This is a genomic window from Perlucidibaca sp. (genome assembly GCF_057084925.1).
The window spans coordinates 120,768-140,589 of the sequence record NZ_JBXMRC010000031.1; the positions used below are offsets into that span (position 1 = coordinate 120,768).

The following is a 19,822-nucleotide window of genomic DNA, read 5'->3' on the forward strand; positions in this document are numbered from 1 at the left end:
TATTGGCGAAATTTTTTACTAATAAAAACAAATGCCTATTCCTATTCGCAGCGAGGATTTAGGCGACTCAATATCCGACTTTTATCAGACCCTCAGTGGGCACTAAACTGCCATTGAAGGATGTAACAGTTATTGCTGATTTTTTATGGTTGGCGCTGGCATCTGATGATCAGGATAGAGAGGTCTCCTCATGAACACTGCTACTGTGCTTGATTTCGCTGCCCATACGCCGGTGCAAAATAAGGCTATCCCTGTGCGGCATCTGGCGTTTAATTTCGATGCCAGTCAGGCCGACGATAAGTTTTATTTACGTGCGGAATTGGCTACCGCCTACTTTGAAGCCCTGTCCATTTTTCTGACCTACGGCGAAGACCTGGTCATTGATACCGCGCGTCATCATCGCCAGTTCCTCACCGACCCGTTACTCAAGCAGCGCGTCACTGCCTTGATTGGTCAGGAGGCTATTCATTCAAAAATGCATAATGAATGGAACGATGTGTTGGCGCAGCATCGCTTTCCTGTCCCGCTCTTCCGCTTCTTGGGCAGCAAGGTATTCGAGTACGGCTTTAATCGATTTCCGCAGCCCTTGAAGCTTTCCATGATGGCAGGTATCGAGCACTTCACGGCGGTGCTGGCGGAATTCATGATGAAGCACGAAGATAATTTTTTCCAAACTAGCGACGAGCAGCAGCGGGCCTTGTGGATGTGGCACATGCTGGAAGAGTCTGAGCACAAAGACATCGCCTACGATGTGTACCAGACTCTATCGGCCAACTACCCCCTGCGAGTGGTGGGCTTCGTGATCGCCCTCATCACCATCACCGTGCTAGTACCTTTAGCCGCCACGCTCATTCCGGTTATTCGTAAGCCCAGCAATGTATTGAGCCTGAGCTACTGGAAAGATGTGAAACGCAGTGCCGCGCTGATTTTCGGGCGTGAGGACGGTGTTTACGGCAGCAGCATGAGCCATATCTTTGACTATTTACGTCGAGACTTTCACCCGAATGATCATGACACCTCCGAATGGCTGGCCTATTACAAACAGCGCCTGCTAGACCCCAAAACAGGATTGCTCGCACCGTATTTCGTGCGTGAATTTACCCCTGGCCTGCAAGCTTAATTACTCCTGAGATACCTAAGTCATGCTGAATTTTTTAAAAGGGCGAGACGCTAAGCCAAGTCACTCGGCGTATGCCGTGGTTACGGGAGCCGGCAGTGGCATTGGCCGTAGCTTTTCGCTGGAGTTGGCCCGTCGTCAGGGTGTGGTGGTGTGTGCCGACATTAATCTGGCAGCCGCCCAAGAAACGGTCGCGCTGATTGAGCAGGCCGGTGGCAGAGCGTATGCCGTGAGCTGTGATGTGGGCGAGGCGGAGGCGGTGCGCGCGCTGGCGGAAAACGCAGAGCAGTTACTGGGCCATGCGGTCACGCTGCTCATCAATAACGCTGGGGTGGGTCTGGGCGGCAAGTTTCATGAGCAGTCTTTGGAAGACTGGACGTGGTGCATGCACGTAAACCTATGGGGCGTCATTCATGGCTGCCATTATTTTGTGCCGGGATTTAAGCGAAACGGGCGGGGTGCCATCATCAATGTAGCGTCTGCAGCTTCATATACGGCGGCGCCGGAAATGAGCGCTTATAACGTCACTAAAGCGGGTGTTCGGGCGCTGTCCGAAACGCTATACGCCGAACTGAAATCGGACAACATTCGCGTGAATGTGTTGTGCCCGACCTTGGTGCCGACCAACATCATCAAAAATGGCCGTATTCCTGGGCGCTACTCCGGCCTCGCCGATCATGCACTAATGAACTTTGCCATGACCACCAGCGACTCGGTGGCGAAACTGACCCTTGATCGACTGGATCAAGGCCAGCTCTATACCACCCCTCAACTAGACGCCAAGCTGTTTTGGTTAATGAAGCGTTTAGCCCCGAATTGGTATGCCGACTTTCTCGGCCTGTCTTATCGTTTCTTAAAATAATTACTCAAGGGTTATGCCACGTGTCAGCCACTAAACGAAACGTAAAAAAGCCTAGCGCACACATTTATGACACCTTTATCGTGGGTGCCGGTATCTCGGGCATTGCCGCTGCCGTGAAATTACGTGAAGCAGGGCTTCATGACTTTAAGATCATTGAGCGGGCTTCTCGAGTCGGCGGCACGTGGCGTGAGAACACGTATCCTGGCTGTGGCTGCGATGTGCCTTCCTCGCTCTACTCCTACTCTTTTTTCTTGAGCAGTAAGTGGAGCCGACTCTTCGCCAAGCAGCCCGAAATTCTGAGCTACTTGGAAGAAGTGAGTGACGCGCTGCAGATCACCCCGCTGATCGATTTCAATACCGCGCTGGAAAGTGCCACGTGGGATGAGTCTCGTCATGTTTGGGTCCTTGTGACGAATCAAGGCGAATTTTTAGCGCGTTCGGTGGTGTTTGCCACAGGCCCCATTACAGAGTCGAAAACACCCGCGTTGCCGGGACTAGAGACTTTCACGGGTGAAATGTTCCACTCAGCGCGCTGGAATCATGAGTACGACTTGGCGGGTAAGCGTGTGGCGGTTATTGGTACGGGCGCATCGGCCATTCAGTTTGTGCCGGAAATTCAGCCCAAGGTGAAGTCCTTGTTGGTGTTTCAGCGCACCGCTCCGTGGGTTCTGCCTAAGCCAGATATGCCTCTGGGTGACAGCGCCAAGCAGCTCATCGAACGTATGCCGGTGATTCAACAGGGCTGGCGTAAAGCCGTGGCCAGCTCGTTGAATGCTGTGAATTTTGGGCTACGTAACCCGGCGGTCTTGAAACCTATTAGCACAGCCGCTAAGCAGCTGCTGAAACTGCAAATCAAAGACCCTGATCTTCGCCGAGCCGTGACACCCGACTTCACCTTGGGCTGTAAGCGCATATTATTTGCCAACAATTACTACCCGGCTTTGCAAGCTCCCAACACCCGTTTGATCCCGCACGGATTAGTCGCGGTTGAGGGCAATACCGTGATTGCTGCCAACGGTGAGCGTCATGAGGTGGATGTGATTATTTGGGGAACCGGCTTTGAGGTTTCGCATCCGCCCATTGGCCGACGTGTCATTAATGCGAACGGTGAGCGACTGTCGGACCTTTGGGTGAGCGGCTCCCCCGAAGCCTATTTAGGCGCAACCTTGGCCAATACGCCCAACGCGTTTTTAGTGCTGGGCCCCAATGTATTGGTCTACGACTCGTTTATTGGCCTGGCGGAAGCGCAACTGGGCTACATCGTAGATGGCATTAAGCAAATTAAAACACGCGGCATTCGTAAGCTAACGATCAAGCCCTCGGTACTGAAGGCGCACAACGAAAAAGTGCAGAAGCACCTACAAGGCACGGTGTTTAACAGTGGCGGTTGCCGTAGCTATTACTTGGATCAGAACGGTCGCAACTTTGCAGCCTGGCCATGGTCGTTAGCGACCTTGCGTAAGCGGCTCAGTGCCTTCCACTTGGAAGACTACGACGTGGTGTATGAGGAGGCTAAGCAGGCGCTGTCGGCCTGAGTGACTTAGACGGATTGTGCGGGGCTATCGATATAGCGCCGCACAATGCCCGCCAAGCCATCACAGAGCTGTTCAAAGCTGATGGGTGGTTTGGGGTCAGAAAGGTGATGCAGCATCATATAAATGCCGGTGTTCACCATAATGTAGGCCATGGTGGGCAGGTCTTTGATGGCGCCATATTCGGGCTTATTCATGATGAAAGCGGTCACCAGCTGCATCAGCATTTGCCGAATGGGATCTAAGTAAAGCAAAGAATCGCTGTCGACTAGCTTGCGGGCGACTTTCAAATAGCGGCCATCATCGCGTTGCAGCAGCGCGCCAAAATGCGTTAGCAGCGTTCGTGTGCCCTGATCGGGGGGCAAATGCATGATGGTCGGCGTCGTGTCCTGAATCAGCAGCACCACGTCTTGAATGAAGCGTTCATGCATGGCGGCAAAAATCGCTTCTTTATTGCTGAAGTACTCGTAGAGCGAGCCGATGCTGATGCCTGCAGTCTCAGCGATTTGGCGAGTCGTGGCTTGCGTGCCATGCGACGCAACCGCTTTAAAGCCCGCCTCAAGAATGGCATCTACCGTGGCTTTTGCACGGCTCTGTTGAGGCTTCCTGGGCATTAAGCCGTTTTCTCCGCCATCGCCACCGTATACACCTTGCCTTGCTTGAGCTTGTCGTAATTGCCAAACACTTCCTTCAGCGTGCGGCCCATGAACTCGCGCAAACCATTAATGGTGACCACGTAGAAGCGGCCACCGGGTTTGAGGCGCGATAGGCTGTCGAAGAGAAACAGGTAGTGTTGCTCTTTGCTGGCCTTGGCGGGCAAATTGGACACGATGAGGTCGAACTTCAGCGCGGGATCAATGTGCTGTAAGCCATTCGAAAGCTGTGCTTTCGCGTTCCCGATACGATTTTGGGCGCAGTTACGATTAGCGTATTCCACCGCCATAAAGTCTTTATCGACCATCAGGGTTTGGCCCTTAGGCGCTTTACGTGCCATGGCCATGCCGAGCGGGCCGTAACCGCAGCCGATATCGAGGCAGTCGGCATCTTCAGCAATCTCCAGATACTCAAGCAGCATGTGCGTGCCGGCATCAATGGCCTCGGGCGAAAAAATGCCCCAGGTCGTGGTGAACTGCAGCGTTTCGCCCAGCAGCGTGTCGCTGAAGCGAATGTCTTCGCGCCAGCGCGTGAGGGTGGCTTTATCGGGGGCGGGGTTGGCCATGGCGTGCGTGCCTGTCCTTACAAGTGGTAATCAATGATCAGGGGCGCATGGTCGGAGAATTTCTCCCCCATGTAAATGTCAGCAGCGCGAATAAGCGAAGTGAGTTCGGGCGACACGATGTGGTAATCAATCCGCCATCCCACATTATTAGCGTAGGCCTGGCCGCGATTGCTCCACCAGGTGTAGCGCTCGGCGCGCTGATCGACGACGCGGAAAGCATCAACATAGCCGACTTCGTCGAAGAGCTGGGTCAGCCAGGCGCGCTCGCGCGGCAGAAAGCCGGAGTTCTTCTGATTGCCGCGCCAGTTTTTCAGATCGATTTCCTTGTGCGCGATGTTCCAATCGCCACAAATCACCAGTTTTTCGCCGGCCGTGCGACGGGCTTTCAAAATGGGCATGAGTTCGAGCAAGAAAGCGTCTTTTCGGGCTTGCGCGGCATCAGACGCAGAACCGGAGGGTAAATAGAGCGAGACCACGGTAAGGTCGCCAAATTGAGCCTCCAGCCAGCGGCCTTCGGTGTCGCAGAGTTCAAAGCCGAGACCGGTGCTGACACGGTCAGGCTTCTGACGTGAATAAATCGCGGTGCCGGAATAGCCGGGGCGCACGGCATCGAAAAAATAGCGATGCCAGCCGGTCGGGTTGAAGGTCTCTGCCGCGAGTTGATGCTCTTGGGCCTTGGTTTCTTGAATGCAGACGATGTCTACCCCTGAGGTTTCCAGCCAGGTAAAGAAGCCCTTGGTCGCGGCGGAGCGGATGCCGTTGAGGTTGGCGGAAACGATGCGCATGTTTACTCCTTGCTGAGCGGTGGTTTATCACTATTCATCATCGCTGCTGAGACCAGCGCAATGGCTGTGAGTAGCCACAAATAGTCCACGACAAAATGTGGCTCGCCGCCACCCTTGGCCAAAAGTGCCGTGGCAATCATCGGGGCTAAACCGCCGCCGAGCACGCCGGCAATTTGAACGCCAAGCGAGATGCCGCTGTAGCGCACGGCGGCTGGAAATTGTCGGGAAAATAGCAGCGACTCGGGTGCATACATGAGCGGAAAAACTACGCCAATGGCAATCACCAGCGCCAACCAAGCTGACGCTAATTCACGACTGCCCAACAGGGCAAAAAATGGCCAAACATAAAGCGCCAGTATGCTTAGGCCGATTAAATAAAGTCGCTTTGCGCCGATGCGGTCCGCAAGCCAGCCGGCGAGTGGCATGGTGAAGAGTGACAATGCCGCCCCGGCGGTGATGGCGCTGAGTATTTCTGCTCGGGGGAGTGCCAAGGTGCCTGTCGCGTAGGCCAAGGCAAATGTCGCGGACAAATAGAACCAGGCGTTCTCCGCCATGCGCGCGCCAATAATGGTCAGCACGGGGCGGCGATGATGTCGCAGGATGACCGCAAGCGGCGCTTGCACAGCAGTCTGCTGAGTTTTCAGTGACACAAACTCCGGTGATTCCGGCACACGGGAGCGAATCAGCCAGCCGACACCTAAGAGCACGATGCTGGCCAGAAAGGGCAGGCGCCAGCCCCAGCTCATCAGGTCTTCTTCCGGCAGTTGGGCGACTGCGCCCATGGCCAGCGATGACAGCACTAAACCTGCACCCACGCCGGTTTGCGGCAAGCTGCCATAAAATCCTTTTTGATCTGGCGGGGCATGTTCGACCGCCATCAAAACGGCGCCGCCCCATTCGCCGCCCACCGCGACACCTTGTAAGAAACGCAGCAGCACCAGAAGCGCAGCGGCCCAATAGCCAATTTGGTCGTGGGTGGGAATTAAGCCAATGGCGATGGTGGGAATGCCCATCATCAGCAATGTCAGAATCAGCATGGCCTTACGGCCGACGCGATCGCCAAAATGACCAAAAACAATGCCACCGAGCGGTCGCCCAATGAAGCCGACGGCGTAGGTCGCGAACGCCGCGAAAAGCCCACTGAGGGGGTCCATTTCGGGGAAAAACAGTTTATTAAACACCAGCGCGGCGGCAGTGCCATAAAGAAAGAAGTCGTACCACTCAATGGTGGTGCCGGCAAAGCTGGCGAGCCCGGCTATCCGGTGATGAGAATGCTTGGGGCTCGACATGCGATGGCCTCGATGTTTTAGCTGGCTTTGCGGCGGCGATACACCACTTCGCCATCGGACAGATCCTTCAAATTCATGCCCTCCGGTGAGATAGAGATCACCTCAAAGCGTTTCACGTGATTGGGCTTGATGAACTGAGAAGGGTCGGAGACAAATTCGTTCAGCGTCAATACGCCATTTTTAACGGACCAACGAAAGCTTAGGCCGACTTTCACATCGCTGGTGTAGCCATCGTTATAGACATAGGTGGCGGTGGTATAACCCGTCGCGCTGCCATCCGCGAGGAAGGTGCCTTCACCATTAATGGTGGGTGATGTTGGGGCGTCCATTGCCTGCCACGTGCCGAGCAGCGCTTGCCTCAGTGCCAGATCATTGGCGGCATTATTGGCAGCATCTTTGGCGCTGAGCTTGGCGGGTGAAAGGGCAAGGCTCGGTGTGGCGATCAAGCTCAGCACGGGAAAAATAAAAGCGCTAAGCAGGGTGGAGGTTTTGAACATAACGTAGTCACTGGCTTTGATGGTTCGGAGCGATCTCAACGGCTGAGTTTGTATCACGGCATACGCCTGTTGCGACAGTCGCGTTATCATCGCCGACTCAGGCATTCTCTATTTAGGTCTCGTCCATGCGTGATTATCAACGCGAGTTCATTGAATTCGCTCTGGCCCAAGGCGTTTTGCGCTTCGGAAGCTTCACCCTAAAGTCCGGTCGTCAGTCCCCGTATTTCTTCAATGCCGGCCTGTTCAACACCGGCAAACGCTTGGCGGCGCTGGGTCGCTTCTATGCGGCCGCGATCGTCGATAGCGGCATTGAGGCCGATGTGTTGTTCGGCCCAGCGTACAAGGGTATTCCCATTGCCTCCGCTACTGCGGTGCAGCTGGCGGAAGAATTCGATCGCGATTTACCGTGGTGCTTCAATCGCAAAGAAGCCAAAGATCACGGCGAAGGTGGCCTGATCGTCGGCTCGCCGTTAGCGGGTCGTGTGCTCATTATTGATGACGTGATCACGGCTGGCACCGCCATCCGCGAAGTCATGACACTGGTGCAGAATGCGCGTGCGGCAGCGGTCGGCGTGGTGGTCGCGGTCGATCGCCAAGAGCGCGGTAAGGGCGAGCTGTCCGCCATACAAGAAGTGGTGCGCGATTTCGGCATTCCGGTGATTGCCATTATTAAACTCAACCAGATCATTGCCTATCTGGAAGAGACCGGGCTGCACGCTGAGCACCTCGATGCCGTGCGCCGCTACCGCGACGAATTCGGTGTGGATGCCTGATCGCTGATTTCTAGCTGGGTTCAAACAGGAGAGCTGCACATGCGTATTGCCGTGGTCATGGACCCGATTGCATCGGTGAATTACAAGAAAGACTCGACGTTGGCCATGCTCTGGGCAGCGGCAAAACGCGGCCACGAGCTGTTCTATTTGGAGGCGGGGGACCTGTCACTGCGTGAAGGCCGAGCCTACGGTCGGTTAGCGCCATTACAGATGTTCGAAGATCCGGCAAAGTGGTTTGCGCTGGGCGAGGCTGAACTGCGTCCGCTGGCGGAGATGGATGCGATTTTGATGCGCAAGGATCCGCCCTTCGACATGAATTTCATCTACGCCACTTACTTGCTCGAGCGCGCCGAGAGCGAGGGCGTGCTGGTGGTGAACAAGCCGCAGTCGCTGCGTGACTGCAACGAGAAGTTGTTCGCCACGGCCTTTGCCGATTGCATGGTGCCGACCATTGTGACCCAACGCAGCGCCGAGCTGCGCGCGTTCATCGCCGAGCATCACGATGTGATTGTGAAGCCGCTGGACGGCATGGGCGGCACTGGCATCTTCCGGCTCACGGCGGGAGGCCCGAACATCGGCGCCACTCTGGAAGTGCTCACCGACAATGGTGCGCGGCCGATCATGGCGCAGCGCTACATCCCCGAGATCAAGGACGGCGACAAGCGCGTGCTGATGATTGACGGCGAGCCGGTGCCGTTCGTGCTCGCGCGCATCCCGCAGGGCGACGAGATTCGCGGCAACCTCGCCGCCGGCGGTCGCGGCGAAGCGCGTCCGATCAACGATGATGAGCGCCGCATCGCGGCCCGCGTCGGCCCGGAGCTGAAGAAGCGCGGCCTGCTGTTTGTCGGGCTCGATGTCATCGGCTCGTACCTGACGGAAGTGAATGTGACCAGCCCGACCTGCATCCGCGAGATCGACCGCGAGTACGGCTACGGCATCGCCGACAAACTCATCGAGGCCGTGGAAAAGTGTCGACAGCAGCAAAAAGAGCAACAGCAAGCACTGGCGAAATGCAGTCTCTGACCTCTGCGCTGGATGCCGACAGCGAAGCCTTGCTGGCGCGTGCGCTGACCGCACGCATCCAGCCGCATTTGTCGGCGGCAAGGATCGCCTCGGAAACACTGCCCGACTGTGGTGGCCTGCAACTGTTTCTGCTTAACGACGATTTCCCGCACGACGCACTCAGCCCTTCGGAAATGGACTGGGCGCTAAACGAGCCGGCCTACTGGATGTTCTGCTGGGCTTCTGGTCTGGCGCAGGCGCGGCAAATTCTGCAAAGCCCCGAGCTGGTGCGCGGCAAGTCCGTGCTCGATTTCGGCACCGGCTCCGGCGTGGTCGCGATTGCGGCAGCGATGGCCGGCGCGGCGCGAGTCGTTGCTTGCGACATCGATCCGGCATCGCTGGATGCCACTGCCGCCAACGCCGCGCTCAACGGCGTGCAGCTGGAACTGGCCGGTGACTTTTTCCAGCTCGATGAACACTTCGATGTGCTGTTTGCCGCCGACGTGCTCTACGACCGCGCCAATCGCGATTTCTTGCCGGCATTTCTGGATCGTGCCAACACAGTCTGGCTTGCCGATTCACGGGTAAAAAACCTGCAGGCCGAGCACTACACCCAGGTCGCTTCGGTTATGGCTGAAACCCTGCCAGACCTCAATGAATTCGACGAGTTTCGTCGCGTGAATGTCTACCGTGGCCAGCGCGGCTGAGCGGCAGCTGCCGCCGGTGTCGCCGATTACACCGGCGGACCGCCTGGCATTCACTCTGGTGATGGCGCTGCTGGTGCATGCGCTGGTGCTCTTCGGCATCCGTTTTGTGGTACCGAAAACGCAGGCTGCGCCGGTGATGGAAGTAACCTTGGTGCCAGCCAAAAGTGAGAAAGCGCCGGTCAAAGCGGACTTCCTCGCGCAGGCACAGCAGGAGGGCAGCGGCACTTTAGCGGAAGCACGCTTGCTGACCACACGTGAGCGCACACCGTTGCCGGGGCAGGGTCGTGGCGCTCAGCCGGTCACCCCGAAAGCGCCGGAGCCCGTTGCGGCGCTGGCCGAACAGAAGCAACCGACATTGATCAGTACACGTCAGCCCTCAACGCCGGTCGCTACCGCAAAAGCCCCAGCACCACCGCTTGCGCCGCCCGTGCCACCCTCTCCCGATCTCGATGCCGACATCGCTGCCCTCGAAGCGCGGCTATCGGCGAGCAAGCAGGCCTACGCCAAGCGCCCGCGCATCCGTACGCTGGCGGCGGTGAGTTCACGTCAGGATGATTGGGCGGGTTACATTGATCAGTTCCGTCAGCGTGTTGAGACGGTGGGTAATGCTCGCTTCCCTGCTGAGGTGCGGGCGCAGCGCCTTCAGGGGCAAGTACGCTTGCTGGTCGCGATCTATCCGGATGGCCGAGTTCAGCGCATCCAGATTCTGCAGTCTTCAGGCCATGCCATTTTAGATCGTGCAGCTGAGCAGTCGGTGCGCCAGGCTGAGCCCTTTGCGCGCTTCCCAGCCTCGCAACAAGGTCAGATTGATGTGCTACAGATCATCCGCACCTGGCGCTTTGCCGACACGCTGGCGACCGGCGTATAAGCAGGCGAATTACTTCGCCATCAACTTCCCGGTAATCCGCGCCAGCATCGTGCGCGGCATGAGACGGCTCATCATGGGTAATGGCTTGTTGACCCAACCAGTCACCACCACGGAATCGCCACTTTGCAAGGCTTTATAAGCCTGCTCCGCGACCGTTTCCGGCCTGTCCATAAACTTCGCGACCAGCGAGCGATCGCTGCCAGCCACGGCATGGAAGCCACTGGATGTTGAGCCGGGGCAAACTGCCGTGACGGTAATGCCGCTGGTTTCTAGCTCAATCGCCAGGGCTTCGCTGAACGACAGCACATAGGCCTTGCTCGCACCATAGGCGGCAAAGTTCGGGCAGGGCTGGAAGGCGGCAATCGACGCGACATTGAGAATGCGACCACTGCGGCGGGCGCGCATGGCCGGCACTACACCGTGAGTGAGTTCGGTAAGTGCGGTGATGTTGAGCTGTAGCATGCCACTGACGCGAGCGAGGGTCATATCTTGCAAGGGGCCGTTAAGGCCGAAGCCGGCGTTATTCACCAGCGTATCGACGGTTAGGCCGAGTTGGTCAATTTGTGCCAGTAGTTGAGCTGCTGCACCCGGCGCTTCCAGATCCGCCTCAATCACCTGTGTTTCGGTACCAAATCGGTTTTTGAGTTCTTCCGCAAGGGCATGCATGGGCGCAGTGCGTCGGGCCACCAGCACCAGCACGCGGCTGGGTTCGCGGGCAAAACTAGCGGCCAGTGCTGCGCCAATGCCAGAGGATGCGCCGGTAACGAGGGTGGCGAGACGGTGGGCCATGCGAGTGCTCCAAAATAGGTTGTTTACGACTGGGTGGTCACGATACGGAGTGGCGGCATCAGCGTCAATGCTTGATCTTTGGCCTGTTTAATCTGTGCCCCTTGTCTCCTGAGCGCGGAGTCCCCATAGTCTGGGCATGAGCATTGCAGACACGCCTCTTACCCATCAGTTCCTCATCGCCATGCCTGAATTAGCCGATGGTATTTTTCATCGCGCGGTGATTTACCTCTTTCGCAGTGATGAAGACGGTTCCGCCGGACTCATCATTAATCAGCCCAGTGAGCTGCGCTTTGGCGATTTGCTCACGGACTTGCGTCTGCCGCCGCTGAAGCCCTTGCGCCGCCCGGATCAGCCGGTGCTGGTGGGCGGTCCGGTGCATCCGGAGCTGGGTTTTGTCTTGCATCGCGACCATGGCCCGTGGACGTCGACCATGCACAGTGCAGCCAATATTGCGGTAACGCATTCGCGTGATGTGCTCGATGCCATCTCGCAAGGTCACGGACCCAGTGAGTATTTGGTGTCCCTCGGATATGCCGGTTGGGAGCCGGGCCAGCTCGAACAGGAGTTGGCCGATAATTTGTGGCTCACGCTGCCGGCAAATGAAACCGTCCTTTTTGACTTGCCCTACGAGCAGCGATGGGAAGCGGCCATTCAGCAAATCGGCTTGGACTGGCGTTTGCTGTCGCACGAGGTCGGGCATGCCTGAGCTGCCGGAGCGCGTGCTGGCCTTTGATTTCGGCACCAAGCGCATGGGCGTGGCCAGCGGCCAGCCCATTACGGCCATGGGCTCACCCTTGGCACCGGTCACGGCGCGTGATGGCATTCCAGAATGGGATCAGGTGGATGCGCTGGTGAAGCTGCATCGTCCGCAGGTGTTTATTGTGGGCAATCCCTTAAACATGGATGGCACAGTGTCGGAGTTGAGTTTGCGTGCCTTGAAATTTGCCCGACGACTGGCGGCGCGTTATCCCGAAGTGCCGGTTTATCGCCAGGATGAGCGTTTAAGTACGCGGGCTGCGCGCGAAACGTTGGCCGAGGTCAGCCAGCAACGACGCGGCAAATTGCCGTCGCTGGACTCGACCGCCGCCTGTCATATTGTCGCGTCATGGTTTGCCGAGCCCAATTGGACTCGGGTGTAAGGTCAGCGAGAAGGGCATGAAAGTCGCGATTGAAGGGTTAGAGTTAGTGGTGAGGCCGGGTGGTCTGCGTGGCGTGACGCGAGTGCCGTTGGCGGAGATAAGCTCGTGGGACATCTTGTATGAGTTGCTCGGCCGGCGTTACTTGGCCTTTCATCTCGGCGACCGCACTGCTTATGCCCAATTGCCGCGTTTGAGTGTTGAAGCCCGTGATGCGCTTGTCGCAGAGCTATCCGCACTGACCGGCCGCGCGCCGGATGTTTCATTGCTCGAAAGTGAGCGCGATAACGAGCACTGGATTAAGGTCTGGGAGTATATCAAGTGGATCGGCAGTTATTTGCGCCTATTCATCAACCCCATGCGTCCACCGGGTAAGCGGCCAAAAGGCTGAAGATCGGCGCGACGAGTTCAGCTACAATCGCGGCACGCTGATTCAGGATGCCGCCCCATGCACCAATCTCACGCCCATCAGGCCAGTCGTTTGCAGCTCAATGGCCGAGGCCAGCTCAAGCACTTTCTCAGCACCGAAGGTCTATCCCGCGAGCTGCTCACCGAAATTCTCGACCGAGCTGAAAGCTTTCTGGATGATCAAGGCGGTATCCGCAATGTGCCGCTGCTGGCCGGCCGCACGGTGATGAACCTGTTCTTCGAGCCCTCCACGCGCACACGCACCACCTTCGAGGTCGCGGCCAAACGCCTGTCGGCGGATGTGCTTAACATCGACATTTCGAAAAGTTCGACCAGCAAGGGCGAAACCCTGCGCGACATGCTGTGGAATCTGGAGGCCATGACGGCGGATGTCTTCGTGGTTCGCCACGGGTTGTCTGGCGCACCTCACTTCATCGCCAGCCAGGTCACGCCGCAGATCGCGGTCATCAATGCTGGCGATGGCCGTCACGCGCACCCGACGCAGGCCATGCTCGACATGCTGACCATCCGCCGCCATGCCGGAGCCTTTGAAAGCCTGACCGTGGCCATCATCGGCGACATCCGCCACTCACGCGTGGCGCGCTCGGAAATTCATGCCTTGCAGACGCTGGGCGCGAAAGAGATTCGCGTCATTGGCCCGCGCACGCTGCTGCCGAAAGACTTCGAGCTGCTCGGCGTGCAGGTGTTCGAGGACATGACGGCCGGTCTGGCCGGTGTTGATGTCGCGATCGCGCTGCGCATCCAGAACGAGCGCATGGAGTCGGCACTGTTACCCGGCTCCAGCGAGTTTTACGGCCTCTTCGGGCTGACCCGCGAGCGCCTGAAAGTGGCCAGCCCGAAGGTGCTGGTGATGCATCCGGGGCCGATTAATCGCGGCGTCGAAATCGAGTCGGAAGTGGCGGATGGCCCGCAGTCGCTGATCCTGAAGCAGGTCAACTACGGCATCGCCGTGCGCATGGCGGTACTGGTGATGGCGGTGGAAGGGCAGCTTCAGGAGAACGGGCAATGAGCGCCTTGATTCGCTACACCGGCGTACGCGTCATCGATCCCGCGACCGGCACCGATACGGTGCAAAGCGCCGTCCTACAGGATGGCGTGGTGGTGGCATTGGGTTCGGCAGCCGACTTACTGGTGGTGAATGAAACGCAGGCGGCCGATGGCTGCTGGCTGACGCCCGCCTTTGTTGACCTCTGTGCCCGCTTACGCGAGCCGGGCCCGAAACAGCACGGCACCATCGCCAGCGAAACGCGAGCCGCTGCAGCGGCTGGGTTCAAACATCTCGTGCTGCCGCCCGACACACACCCGGTCATAGATCATGGTGCCGTTGCGCTGCAGGTCATTGAAAAAGCGGCCGCTGCTGGTCATGCCCAGGTCTATCCGGTTGGTGCGTTAACAAAAGGATTGGAAGGCAAATCGCTGGCCAGCATGGGTGGTCTGAAAGCGGCCGGCTGTGTCGGTGTGGGTCAGGCGCGTCAGCCGGTGGCCAGCCTCGACACGCTGCTGCGCTGCCTCGAATACGCCAGCTCCATGGGTCTCACTGTGTTCTTCTCGCCGGAAGAGGCTGCGCTGGCCAGCGGCTGTGCGCACGATGGCTTCATGGCGGCGCGCCTCGGCCTCACCGGCATCCCCGAAACAGCGGAGACGGTAGCGCTGGCCTCCGCGCTGCTGCTGGTCGAGCAGACCGGCGTGCGCGCCCACTTCGGCCAGCTCTCCTGCGCCGGCTCGGTCACGCTCATGCGCCTGGCCAAGGACAAGGGTCTGCCGGTCACCGCCGATGTCGCCATGCACCAGCTGCATCTCACCGATGCCGCGATTGACGGCTTCAACGCCATGGCCCATGTGCGGCCCCCGCTGCGCAGCGAAGCCGACCGCGTGGCGCTGATTGCCGGTGTGCGCGAGGGCGTGATAGATGCCATTTGCTCCGATCACCAACCGCTGAACGCCGCCGCCAAGCTGGCTCCGTTCGCCGAAGCGCTGCCCGGCATGTCCACTTTGGAAACCGTGCTGCCGCTAGGCCTAAAACTGGTGGCGGATGGCGAGTTGTCGGCACGTCGCCTAATTGAAGCGCTAACGTCTGCCCCCGCGCGCATCTTGCAAAAGCCGATTGGTGCGCTCGGCGAAGTTGCGTCGGGTGTGTTGCTGATTGATCCGGCACAGGCCTGGCAAGTCACGGACGATGACTGGTTGTCAGTGGGCCGCAATACCGTGTTTGCCGGGCAGATGATGACGGGGCGAGCACGTCTGTTGTCGTAAAACTGCAACACGATTTGCGTAATCTGCGGCTCAAATTTTATCTTGAGCCATCCCTATGCAACGCCGTCAATTTATTCAATCAAGCTTGGTTTTGGGTGCCACACTACCGAGCCTAGTGGCCTGTATGAGCAAGGATGGCTCAGATTCACCCGCAGGCGCTGTGCAATCGAAGGTCACTCCCGCGCGCGAAGTGGATCCTAAACTTTCAGCAAAAGCCTTTCCTTATGGCGTAGCCAGCGGCGATCCCGAAGCCGATAAGGTCATTTTGTGGACGGCAGTAAAACCCGCCAATGACAGCATTGAGGCTATCCCGCTGCGCTTGGAATATGTGCTGAGTCCGCTCCGAATCAAAAATGAATCGGAGTGGGCGGCTCTCTTTACGGTTAACGCCACGCAGCTATTGGGTGAGTTTCTAGCGCTGAAAGCGCGTGATTACACGGTGAAAATCGACCTCGGCCATGTTGCTCTATATGAAGGCGTTCGTTTTGCACAAGGCCAGATGGCCGCGTTGCCGGCGGAGCAGTTCATCTATTACCGGTTTATCGCAGGCTCGCAGGTTTCCCGTATTGGTCGCGCAAAAACGCAGCCGTCCAAGACTAAGCCTACATCGACATTAGCGGCCAACTTCGCGGTTGCCAGCTGCTCGAACTTGCCGGAAGGCTTTTTCAGTGTCTATGACATGATCAGCCAAGAAGATGGTTTGGACTTTGTGCTGCACCTCGGCGACTACCTCTATGAGTACGGCGAAGATCAATATGGTGATGGCTCTGCGCTCGTGCGTAATGGCATAGATCGTGTGCCTGAGCCGCCTACGGAAATGGTTACGGCCAAGGATTACATGCTGCGTCACGCGCAGTACAAGCGTGATCCTGAGTTGCAGCGTCTGCATGCCCAGTTCCCCATGATTTGCGTGTGGGACGATCATGAGTTCACTAACGATGCCTATCGTGATGGCGCCGAAAATCACACGGAAGGTGAGGAGGGCACGTGGGCCGATCGCAGTGCTGCAAGCTTACGTGCGTATTTCAATTGGATGCCTTTGCGAGAGCAGTTTAGCCGCCTGAGCACCAGCTTACGCCCCGATCCACGCGAAGTGATTTACCGTCGTATTCGCGTCGGGGGTTTGATGGATTTGATCATGCTCGATACCCGCTATGTTGGCCGTGATAAGCAAGCAGGAACGCCAGCAGTTGATCCAGACCGCTTCAATCCTAACCGTTCGTTGCTGGGCACCTCTCAGCGAGAGTGGCTGCAACTTCAGTTGCTATTGGCTAAAAATGAAGGGGCCGCTTGGACCTTTTTGGGCCAGCAAGTCATGTTTGGTCAGCTGAACCTAGTAGAGCTGCCGCAGCTACAGGTGTTGGGTCAGAAGCTGCTGGGAAATATCGCCGCGGTGAACATGGATCAGTGGGATGGCTATGTGGCGGAGCGTGACCGAGTCAGAAATTTCATTAAAGCCATTGGCTTGCAAAACCTGGTGGTGCTGACGGGTGATATTCATACCAGCTGGGCCATTGAGCTGTATGAAAACCCACTCTTGTTGTTAGGCGGTGCGCTGGAGAAGCCGTTTGGTGTGGAACTGGTAACGCCTTCGGTGACCTCGCCGGGCTTCCCGGATGGCGTTGCTGAAGTCGTGTCGGCAGCTATTCCGGTGGCGAATCCGCATATTCGTTACAACGAATTAAAGTCTAAGGGCTATGTCCTGGTAAATCTCACCCAGGAACGCATGCTTGCCGAATGGCGCTATGCCGCAAACATCACGGATCCGACCCAAATTGGGGTGGAGAATGTGGCGATGCGTAAGGCCTTTGAGGTTAAAGCGGGCACCAACAAACTCACCGATGTTTCTAATAGTGCGCTGCCATTGCCGGGGCTGCCAGGGCTGCCCTTTTAAGGGCTGAGTCCCGCGCGTTGCCAGGCTTGGGCAAGCGTCTGCATGCCCAGACTGCCACTGGTTTGCATGATGTGTTCAATTTGATTGAGCCGGTGCTCACGGATGAGGTGACGCACGGCCGCCGTGGCCAATAACACTTCGCGAATGACGGTGGCGTTTTGCTCCCGCCAAACCAGTTGCTGGCTGATAACGCCTGTCAGGGTGTCGGCGAGTTGCGTTCGCGCTAGCGCCTGCTCATCCGCCGGAAACAAACCGAGGATGCGATCGATTGCGCCGATAGCCGAAGCGGTATGTAGTGTGCTGAGTACTAAGTGACCCGTTTCGGCAGCGGTAAGGGCAATGCGTGCACTGTCTAGGTCACGCAGCTCACCCAGCAAAATTACATCGGGATCCTGCCTCAGCGCGCTGCGGAGGGCACTAGCGAAATTCGGACTATCGCGCCCTATTTCACGTTGACTGATTCGACCGTTGCCCTCGCCATAGCGAAACTCGATGGGGTCTTCTAAGGTAATGATATGGCCGCCCAAAGACGCCTGCCGATGAGCCACCAGTGCCGCCAGCGTGCTCGACTTGCCTGACCCCGTTGCCCCAGTAATCAGCACTAAGCCTTGTTCGGGGAGTAGTCGGTTAGCTAAGGCGGTGTCGAGCTGTACGTCGTTGAGGCTGGGAAGGTCGGGCGTGATGATACGCATCACGCAAAAGAGCCCGTGCTCGCAACGCGCTAGACTCCAACGAGCGCGACCTAACTCACGATGTTCTAGCGCGCCATCGACTTCGGCACGATATTGTCCTTGCAGCAGCGCTTGGGCATCGGCATGGTTAAAATAGGTGGCGAGTCCCGACCACGGCAATGCTGGGCAGGGTGGACAATTCGTCATCGGCAAGAGCTCGCCACGTACGCGCATGAGTGGCGCCAGACCGGGTGCCAAATGTAAATCGGCGGCATGGCTGTTTAAGGCCTGCAGCCAGAGGTGCGTAAACCATCGATCATCGGTCGCAGGGGTTGGCAATTTTCGTCGCCTCAACGTGGGGCTAAGCGGATGTGCTAAGCCATCGGTATAAGCAAAGATCAGCAGAAGGGGTTTCGCTAGTGCAGCGTTGCGAAAATAAAGAACCAACCGAAGCACTCATAACGCGATGGCAAGCGGTATGCGCGCAGTTACGCGCCGCTGAGCAGGCCGCTGATCGGCCTTCTGCCAGCGTGGCCTTGCTGGCCGTCAGTAAGCTGCACCCGGCGCAGGCCATCCGTACTTTGCATAGCGCGGGGCAAGTCGCCTTTGGCGAGAATTACGTGCAAGAGGCGTTAGACAAGATGGCCGAGCTGGCAGACTTGCCGCTGCAATGGCATCTCATCGGTCCGCTGCAAAGTAATAAGACTCAGCAAGTTGCTGCCCATTTTGACTGGGTGCATTCGGTGGACAGGTTGAAGATTGCCCAGCGCTTGTCGGCTCAACGACCCGCCGAATTGCCACCGTTGCAGATCTGTTTGCAGGTCAATATCGACGATGAGGACAGCAAGTCCGGTTGTGCGTTGGCGGATCTTCCGGCGTTGGCGGAGGCCGTGCTGGCGCTACCCCATGTCAGGTTGCGCGGGCTCATGACCATCCCGAAACCGGGCAATGTCGCGGCCCATGCGCAGCTGGCAAAGACAGCTTCGGATTTACTCGCTAGACTGCCGGCTTTAGCCATCCAGCCCTTCGATACCTTATCGATGGGGATGTCTGACGATTTGACGGATGCGGTGGCCGCCGGCAGCACCATGGTGCGTATAGGCACAGCTATTTTCGGCGTGCGACCGGCGCCTAAGCGTGATTAATTGAGTACAAGCATGACGGATTCAAAGTACCCCCAGTTGGGCTTTATCGGTGCCGGCAATATGGCGTCGGCGCTGGTCGGCGGCCTGCTCGCACAGGGCTGGCCCGCGAGCCATCTCTGGTTGTCCGACTCCAACGTTGGGCAACTGGCGGCGCATGCGGCGCGCGGCTGCAAAACCGTGACCGATAATGCCGTTCTAGCCGCTTCGGTGGATTTGCTGGTGCTGTCCGTGAAGCCGCAGGTGATGGCCGATGTACTGCGTCCCCTGGCCGCTGTGGTGCAGGCGAAACAACCGCTGATATTGTCCATTGCGGCGGGGATTCCTAGCGATAGCCTAGTTCGCTGGCTCGGGGGCAACTTGGCTGTGGTGCGCGCCATGCCGAATACGCCGGCGCTGGTGCAATCGGGCGCTACCGGCCTGTTTGCCAACGACCGCGTCAGTAACGAACAACGCCGCCTAGCCGAACAAGTCTTAGGCGCTGTGGGGATTACCCTGTGGGTCGAGCACGAAGACTTGATCGATGCCGTGACTGCCGTGTCCGGCTCCGGCCCGGCCTATTTCTTCTATGTTATGGAAGCCATGATTGCGGCCGGTGTGCGACTGGGCTTGGATGAGCGCGATGCGCGTGCCCTGACGTTGCAGACTGCGCTGGGTTCGGCACAAATGGCCATCACCGCCGATGTCGCTCCCGCTGAACTGCGTCGTCGCGTCACGTCGCCCGCCGGCACCACCGAGCAGGCCGTGAAAGTTTTTGATCAAGCCGAACTGAGTGTCATTTTCGAGCGCGCCTTGCGTGCCTGTGCCGATCGCGGCGCGCAAATGGCCCTAGAGCTCGGCGCTGCCGACTAATGTTG

General features: G+C 57.9%; 22 protein-coding genes. 15 read left to right on the forward strand and 7 right to left on the reverse strand.

Features of this window, described 5'->3' with window-relative positions; translation table 11 throughout:
- The first annotated feature begins 190 nt into the window (after positions 1–190).
- The 3 genes from AC14IB_RS10470 to AC14IB_RS10480 are packed head-to-tail and all read left to right on the forward strand — an operon-like array spanning position 191 to position 3,514.
- Entirely contained in the window at positions 191–1,120 is a 930-nt protein-coding gene (locus tag AC14IB_RS10470) for a metal-dependent hydrolase (RefSeq protein WP_484231815.1), read from the forward strand.
- Positions 1,121–1,142: 22 nt separating this feature from the next.
- Positions 1,143–1,979 carry an SDR family NAD(P)-dependent oxidoreductase gene (locus AC14IB_RS10475; RefSeq protein ID WP_484231816.1) on the forward strand — a complete coding sequence of 279 codons (837 nt, stop codon included), beginning with the start codon at positions 1,143–1,145 and terminating at the stop codon, positions 1,977–1,979.
- A 20-nt stretch (positions 1,980–1,999) separates the two neighbouring features.
- Positions 2,000–3,514: a flavin-containing monooxygenase gene (locus AC14IB_RS10480; RefSeq protein WP_484231817.1), complete on the forward strand. Its 1,515-nt coding sequence runs from the start codon at positions 2,000–2,002 to the stop codon at positions 3,512–3,514.
- 5 nt (positions 3,515–3,519) lie between these two features.
- Here the strand turns inward: AC14IB_RS10480 and AC14IB_RS10485 are convergent, their stop codons facing one another.
- From AC14IB_RS10485 to AC14IB_RS10505, 5 genes are read right to left on the reverse strand one after another with little or no spacing between them, the layout of a single operon-like run.
- Complete coding sequence (locus tag AC14IB_RS10485) at positions 3,520–4,125, reverse strand: TetR/AcrR family transcriptional regulator (protein WP_484231818.1); 606 nt, start codon at positions 4,123–4,125, stop codon at positions 3,520–3,522.
- Positions 4,125–4,730 carry a class I SAM-dependent methyltransferase gene (locus tag AC14IB_RS10490; RefSeq protein WP_484231819.1) on the reverse strand — a complete coding sequence of 202 codons (606 nt, stop codon included), beginning with the start codon at positions 4,728–4,730 and terminating at the stop codon, positions 4,125–4,127. The genes AC14IB_RS10485 and AC14IB_RS10490 overlap by 1 nt, the downstream gene beginning before the upstream one ends.
- A gap of 17 nt (positions 4,731–4,747) precedes the next feature.
- Positions 4,748–5,515 carry an exodeoxyribonuclease III gene (locus AC14IB_RS10495; RefSeq protein ID WP_484231820.1) on the reverse strand — a complete coding sequence of 256 codons (768 nt, stop codon included), beginning with the start codon at positions 5,513–5,515 and terminating at the stop codon, positions 4,748–4,750.
- Between the two features lie 2 nt (positions 5,516–5,517).
- Positions 5,518–6,804, reverse strand: a complete 1,287-nt coding sequence (locus AC14IB_RS10500) for an MFS transporter (RefSeq protein ID WP_484231821.1) — start codon at positions 6,802–6,804, stop codon at positions 5,518–5,520.
- Positions 6,805–6,821: 17 nt separating this feature from the next.
- Entirely contained in the window at positions 6,822–7,391 is a 570-nt protein-coding gene (locus AC14IB_RS10505; RefSeq protein ID WP_484231822.1) for a lipocalin-like domain-containing protein, read from the reverse strand.
- A 35-nt stretch (positions 7,392–7,426) separates the two neighbouring features.
- Here AC14IB_RS10505 and pyrE point away from each other — a divergent pair, with 35 nt between their 5' ends.
- From pyrE to AC14IB_RS10525, 4 genes are read left to right on the forward strand one after another with little or no spacing between them, the layout of a single operon-like run.
- Positions 7,427–8,074, forward strand: a complete 648-nt coding sequence (pyrE, locus tag AC14IB_RS10510) for an orotate phosphoribosyltransferase (protein ID WP_484231823.1) — start codon at positions 7,427–7,429, stop codon at positions 8,072–8,074.
- Positions 8,075–8,107: 33 nt separating this feature from the next.
- On the forward strand, positions 8,108–9,097 hold the full coding sequence (gshB, locus tag AC14IB_RS10515) for a glutathione synthase (protein WP_484231883.1): 990 nt from the start codon (positions 8,108–8,110) through the stop codon (positions 9,095–9,097).
- Positions 9,085–9,783, forward strand: coding sequence for a class I SAM-dependent methyltransferase (locus AC14IB_RS10520; protein WP_484231824.1), 699 nt, complete (start codon positions 9,085–9,087; stop codon positions 9,781–9,783). The genes gshB and AC14IB_RS10520 overlap by 13 nt, the downstream gene beginning before the upstream one ends.
- On the forward strand, positions 9,767–10,651 hold the full coding sequence (locus AC14IB_RS10525) for an energy transducer TonB (RefSeq protein ID WP_484231825.1): 885 nt from the start codon (positions 9,767–9,769) through the stop codon (positions 10,649–10,651). Before AC14IB_RS10520 ends, AC14IB_RS10525 begins: the two co-directional genes overlap by 17 nt.
- A gap of 9 nt (positions 10,652–10,660) precedes the next feature.
- Here AC14IB_RS10525 and AC14IB_RS10530 read toward each other — a convergent pair whose 3' ends face one another.
- Positions 10,661–11,440: an SDR family NAD(P)-dependent oxidoreductase gene (locus AC14IB_RS10530; RefSeq protein ID WP_484231826.1), complete on the reverse strand. Its 780-nt coding sequence runs from the start codon at positions 11,438–11,440 to the stop codon at positions 10,661–10,663.
- A 136-nt stretch (positions 11,441–11,576) separates the two neighbouring features.
- On the opposite strand from AC14IB_RS10530, the gene AC14IB_RS10535 reads away from it, so the two are divergent.
- Genes AC14IB_RS10535 through AC14IB_RS10560 form a run of 6 tightly spaced genes read left to right on the forward strand, consistent with a single transcriptional unit; the run spans position 11,577 to position 17,152 of the window.
- A complete protein-coding gene (locus AC14IB_RS10535; protein WP_484231827.1) occupies positions 11,577–12,146 on the forward strand; it encodes a YqgE/AlgH family protein in 570 nt (189 codons plus the stop codon).
- Entirely contained in the window at positions 12,139–12,579 is a 441-nt protein-coding gene (ruvX, locus tag AC14IB_RS10540; protein ID WP_484231828.1) for a Holliday junction resolvase RuvX, read from the forward strand. The genes AC14IB_RS10535 and ruvX overlap by 8 nt, the downstream gene beginning before the upstream one ends.
- A 16-nt stretch (positions 12,580–12,595) precedes the next feature.
- Positions 12,596–12,967 (forward strand): hypothetical protein, encoded by a 372-nt coding sequence (locus tag AC14IB_RS10545; RefSeq protein WP_484231829.1) that lies wholly within the window; start codon positions 12,596–12,598, stop codon positions 12,965–12,967.
- A gap of 57 nt (positions 12,968–13,024) precedes the next feature.
- A complete protein-coding gene (locus AC14IB_RS10550; RefSeq protein WP_484231830.1) occupies positions 13,025–14,014 on the forward strand; it encodes an aspartate carbamoyltransferase catalytic subunit in 990 nt (329 codons plus the stop codon).
- Positions 14,011–15,258, forward strand: a complete 1,248-nt coding sequence (locus AC14IB_RS10555; RefSeq protein WP_484231831.1) for a dihydroorotase — start codon at positions 14,011–14,013, stop codon at positions 15,256–15,258. The genes AC14IB_RS10550 and AC14IB_RS10555 overlap by 4 nt, the downstream gene beginning before the upstream one ends.
- A 55-nt stretch (positions 15,259–15,313) precedes the next feature.
- A complete protein-coding gene (locus AC14IB_RS10560) occupies positions 15,314–17,152 on the forward strand; it encodes an alkaline phosphatase D family protein (RefSeq protein WP_484231832.1) in 1,839 nt (612 codons plus the stop codon).
- Here the strand turns inward: AC14IB_RS10560 and AC14IB_RS10565 are convergent.
- Positions 17,149–18,162, reverse strand: coding sequence for a type IV pilus twitching motility protein PilT (locus AC14IB_RS10565; RefSeq protein ID WP_484231833.1), 1,014 nt, complete (start codon positions 18,160–18,162; stop codon positions 17,149–17,151). The two genes, AC14IB_RS10560 and AC14IB_RS10565, sit on opposite strands and share 4 nt — an antisense overlap.
- A 119-nt stretch (positions 18,163–18,281) precedes the next feature.
- On the opposite strand from AC14IB_RS10565, the gene AC14IB_RS10570 reads away from it, so the two are divergent.
- Together AC14IB_RS10570 and proC are read left to right on the forward strand one after the other, a co-directional pair.
- On the forward strand, positions 18,282–18,968 hold the full coding sequence (locus tag AC14IB_RS10570) for a YggS family pyridoxal phosphate-dependent enzyme (RefSeq protein WP_484231884.1): 687 nt from the start codon (positions 18,282–18,284) through the stop codon (positions 18,966–18,968).
- Positions 18,969–18,980: 12 nt separating this feature from the next.
- Positions 18,981–19,817, forward strand: coding sequence for a pyrroline-5-carboxylate reductase (gene proC, locus AC14IB_RS10575; protein ID WP_484231834.1), 837 nt, complete (start codon positions 18,981–18,983; stop codon positions 19,815–19,817).
- Positions 19,818–19,822: the final 5 nt, after the last annotated feature.

Coding starts and splice junctions, on each gene's coding strand:
- AC14IB_RS10490 (WP_484231819.1), bottom strand. CDS start 4,730: ATGGCCAACCCCGCCCCCGATAAAGCCACCCTCACGCGCTGGCGCGAA.
- AC14IB_RS10485 (WP_484231818.1), bottom strand. CDS start 4,125: ATGCCCAGGAAGCCTCAACAGAGCCGTGCAAAAGCCACGGTAGATGCC.
- AC14IB_RS10470 (WP_484231815.1), top strand. CDS start 191: ATGAACACTGCTACTGTGCTTGATTTCGCTGCCCATACGCCGGTGCAA.
- AC14IB_RS10560 (WP_484231832.1), top strand. CDS start 15,314: ATGCAACGCCGTCAATTTATTCAATCAAGCTTGGTTTTGGGTGCCACA.
- AC14IB_RS10535 (WP_484231827.1), top strand. CDS start 11,577: ATGAGCATTGCAGACACGCCTCTTACCCATCAGTTCCTCATCGCCATG.
- proC (WP_484231834.1), top strand. CDS start 18,981: ATGACGGATTCAAAGTACCCCCAGTTGGGCTTTATCGGTGCCGGCAAT.
- AC14IB_RS10530 (WP_484231826.1), bottom strand. CDS start 11,440: ATGGCCCACCGTCTCGCCACCCTCGTTACCGGCGCATCCTCTGGCATT.
- AC14IB_RS10495 (WP_484231820.1), bottom strand. CDS start 5,515: ATGCGCATCGTTTCCGCCAACCTCAACGGCATCCGCTCCGCCGCGACC.
- AC14IB_RS10550 (WP_484231830.1), top strand. CDS start 13,025: ATGCACCAATCTCACGCCCATCAGGCCAGTCGTTTGCAGCTCAATGGC.
- AC14IB_RS10475 (WP_484231816.1), top strand. CDS start 1,143: ATGCTGAATTTTTTAAAAGGGCGAGACGCTAAGCCAAGTCACTCGGCG.
- ruvX (WP_484231828.1), top strand. CDS start 12,139: ATGCCTGAGCTGCCGGAGCGCGTGCTGGCCTTTGATTTCGGCACCAAG.
- AC14IB_RS10505 (WP_484231822.1), bottom strand. CDS start 7,391: ATGATAACGCGACTGTCGCAACAGGCGTATGCCGTGATACAAACTCAG.
- pyrE (WP_484231823.1), top strand. CDS start 7,427: ATGCGTGATTATCAACGCGAGTTCATTGAATTCGCTCTGGCCCAAGGC.
- AC14IB_RS10545 (WP_484231829.1), top strand. CDS start 12,596: ATGAAAGTCGCGATTGAAGGGTTAGAGTTAGTGGTGAGGCCGGGTGGT.
- AC14IB_RS10500 (WP_484231821.1), bottom strand. CDS start 6,804: ATGTCGAGCCCCAAGCATTCTCATCACCGGATAGCCGGGCTCGCCAGC.
- AC14IB_RS10520 (WP_484231824.1), top strand. CDS start 9,085: ATGCAGTCTCTGACCTCTGCGCTGGATGCCGACAGCGAAGCCTTGCTG.
- AC14IB_RS10555 (WP_484231831.1), top strand. CDS start 14,011: ATGAGCGCCTTGATTCGCTACACCGGCGTACGCGTCATCGATCCCGCG.